This is a genomic window from Nesterenkonia salmonea, assembly GCF_005771525.1.
Taxonomy (GTDB): Bacteria; Actinomycetota; Actinomycetes; order Actinomycetales; family Micrococcaceae; genus Nesterenkonia; species Nesterenkonia salmonea.
Map to the genome: position 1 here is coordinate 1 of NZ_VAVZ01000084.1, position 3094 is coordinate 3094.

Here is a 3094-nt window from a genome sequence, read left to right on the forward strand (position 1 = left end):
TGTCGGTGGACGTGCGTTATTGAGGGCAGGTTTTATTCGGCGCGTTGAGCGATGTAGCCGGACCAGTCGCGGGCTGCGAGAGCGGCCCATCTGACGGCGGTGTGGTCGGCGATGCCGATGAGGTCGGCAAGTACAGGTGGCGGGATTCGTCCGGCGAGGCCGAACATCGCGGCGTTGCGTGAGGTGCCGGGGTGGATGCCCGCGGTGACGAGTTTGGAACGGAACACGTCGGTGACGAGGTGGCTGCCGGGGTATCGGCCGGGGAACAGCCAGCCGTGGTCGGTGCTCGCGATCGAGGGGGTGCCGGGCTTGTCTAGGTAGCGACGGATCAGCTCGTCGAGTCCGGGCGGCATCTCAACGGGCTCGGTATCAAACGTGACGGTCACGCGACCGGCATCGGTGATGATGATCTGGTCACGGGTCATCGCTGCGATCGTGCGGAGGGGCTGAGCGAACAGGAGCATGAACAGGCCGCCGATACGAGCGTAGAGAGCGATTTCGTCGTCGTTGATGAGCCGGTCGATGCTGTCCCAGCGTTCGTCATCGGAGACGACGACCTCTGGCGTGGTGCCTCGCCATGGGAGCATGACTTGCGTGTTCTCTTTGCTGCGGCCGAGCCAGGCGATGAACGATTGCTGGGTGGTGCGCCCGCCGGGGTTCTCGGTCAGGTATGACTCGAGTTGCGGCTGGGTAAGCGCTGCGATTGTTGTGCTGTTCGCGGTGGCCCAGGTGCTGAGCCGGATTGCGCCGTTGATGTGGGAGCGGGCGCTATAGATCGAGGGCTTGCTCAGTGGGCCTCGTTCGGCCAGGCCGCGGAGCCGTCGGAGCAGGTGCCAGCGGGCATAGCGGCCGATCAAAGCGGCGTCATCACCGGAGACCTCGGCGAGCCGGGTGCTCAGCCAGCGTTCCATCTGTTCGATCGGCGGGTGATAGGGCGGCAGGATGCCGGTCGCGGTGAGCAAGTCGCGCAGGTAGTTCTCAGCTCGCCCCGCTGGGAGGGCGCGAAACGTGTCGTGGCTGACTGCGAGTTCGCCGTGGGCCATGCGGTCCAGGAGGCTCGGGCCGATCGCGGGTGGTTTCGTCAGCCAGGTGATCACGCTCTGCGGTCGGCGGGCGCGGAGCAGTTCCTCGAACAGCGGCACCAGCGCCTCGTGGACGCATCCGGTCTCGGGATCGGTGAGCAGGGCGGTCAGGCGCTCCTTGAGGATGCAGCGGGCGCAGCGACTTGCCCCGTAGGGGTGGTCTTCTCGTCCGCACTCGGAGCAGGCGAACACGGACTCCTCGTTCGCGCAGCCTGCGCAAACCAGTACGTTGTAGCTGCTGGTGGAGGGGTAGGCGATAGGGCGTAGCTCGAAGCACTCGGGGCAGATGCCCGGGTGGTAGGCGATGTCGCGGCGGCAGCGGTAGCAGAGCGGACCGGTTGGCAGCATCACCGTCGTCGCCCAGGCCCCGCAGCGCGCGCATTCTCGGCTCGCGGACTGTCGTGTCACTCCGTGACGCCGTCAGGCCGCCGGATCTTCGCGCGCACAGGGCGCAAGTCGCCGATTTGCGGGCCGCCCTCGCTGGTGCCAGTCTTAGCCTGCTTCTGCTCGGTGACGATCCCAGTGATCAGATCACCCGGCGTGCATGCCAGCGCGTCGCAGAGCGCGACGAGCACTTCGGTGTTCAGTCGTTGCGGAGTCTTCGTCACCAGCCGGTAGACGTACTCGCGGGTCATGTGGATGCCGCGCTCTTCCAGCAGCGGCAGTAGCTCGCTGGTCTGGAACATACCTCGGTCGGCCATCACCTGCCGCAAATTCCACTGCACCTGAATCGTTCTCATGATGTTCGCTCCTTCTCATCGGCCCGGTAGACCCTCGATAGTGCTGCTTGCAAGGTCTTGTTCTTGAAATCGTTGGACACCGACGTGTAGATCGCCGTGGTGGAGGCATACGTGTGCCCGACCTGCTCGGTAACGAACCGCTCTGGGTAGCCGTGCTCGATCAGATGGGTCACATACGAGTGCCGCAGGCAATGCAGGCTCAGATGCTCGTCGAGGCCGAGATCGACCCGCGCCTGAGCGAACAAGTCGTCGATCTGTCGGACTTTCACGCGGGTGCGGCGCTCGGTCAACCAGAGTGCTGGGTGCGCGCCTGCCTCGTAGAGTGGCAGCGCTTCCTCGACCCACTGTTTGAGGCCCTCGATGGCCCAGTCGAACTCAGGAACCGCGAGCACCGTCCGCCGGCGCGGCAGCGACCCGGTAGTCGCTTTGCCGTAGCGCACATGCACCGACCCGTACCTACCCCAGGCCGGCATGTGCGGGTTCGGACGCAAGTCCGCAATATCCAGGCGCGCGAGCTCGTTGCGGCGCAACCCGAACGCATACGTCGTCTTGAGCATGGTTGCATCCCGCAACGCTGCCAGCGCACCCTTGCGTCCCGAACCTGCGATCCGATCCACTCGCTCATCGAGCCAGTCGAACAGCGACTCCAGCTCGCGATACGTCAGCGGGCGCCGCTCGGGCCTGCCCTCGTAGTCGTTGAGATGGGCGACAGTGTTCCACTCGTTGCAAACCTGGGAGGGCACCTGCCTGAACCGGTCATGACACTGCGTCGGCCACTCGTACCGCGAGTCGGTGATGTAGTCGCCGAACATCCGCAACGTCAGGTGATAGCCCCGGATCGTTGAGAGGGCGAGCCGGTTCTGCCCCGAGGTCAGCGACACCGTGAAGTCCTCGACATCCGCGGGCGTCCACTCCCACGGATACGACTCGCAGAACTCCTGGAACCTGCGGATCAGCCGTTCCCGCGAAACTACAGTGTGCTCGCCCAGCTGTCGGGAGCGCTGCTGTCTCGACCAGCCCGTCACCATCGCCTCGAACACCGCCGCGGGCTCGTTTAGATGTACCACGCCGGGCACCAGCATCAACCGCGCCGACCCCGGGAACTCGCCCACCAGCCACCTTCATTCGTTACCTAGAACATCACGATGTAACTTCTTAGGTAACATCATAGTGGATTGCCGCACCACCGCAGGACACTCGGGCCGGTCATCAGAAGAACGATGCTCCCTTTACGTCCACAGCCTGTAACTTCTGCGGCGATAATGCCCGCTC

3 protein-coding genes are annotated in these 3094 nt (G+C 64.6%); all 3 read right to left on the minus strand.

What is annotated here, in order from left to right; all coding sequences use genetic code 11:
- Nucleotides 1-32: 32 nt before the first annotated feature.
- From FEF26_RS15265 to FEF26_RS15275, 3 genes are read right to left on the minus strand one after another with little or no spacing between them, the layout of a single operon-like run.
- Entirely contained in the window at nt 33-1433 is a 1401-nt protein-coding gene (locus FEF26_RS15265) for a hypothetical protein (protein WP_138254389.1), read from the minus strand.
- 53 nt (nt 1434-1486) lie between these two features.
- The gene (locus tag FEF26_RS15270; RefSeq protein ID WP_138254390.1) at nt 1487-1822 is read right to left on the minus strand and encodes a helix-turn-helix domain-containing protein; all 336 of its coding nucleotides are present in this window, start codon (nt 1820-1822) and stop codon (nt 1487-1489) included.
- A complete protein-coding gene (locus tag FEF26_RS15275) occupies nt 1819-2934 on the minus strand; it encodes a tyrosine-type recombinase/integrase (RefSeq protein ID WP_229659642.1) in 1116 nt (371 codons plus the stop codon). The genes FEF26_RS15270 and FEF26_RS15275 overlap by 4 nt, the downstream gene beginning before the upstream one ends.
- Between the last annotated feature and the right edge of the window lie 160 nt (nt 2935-3094).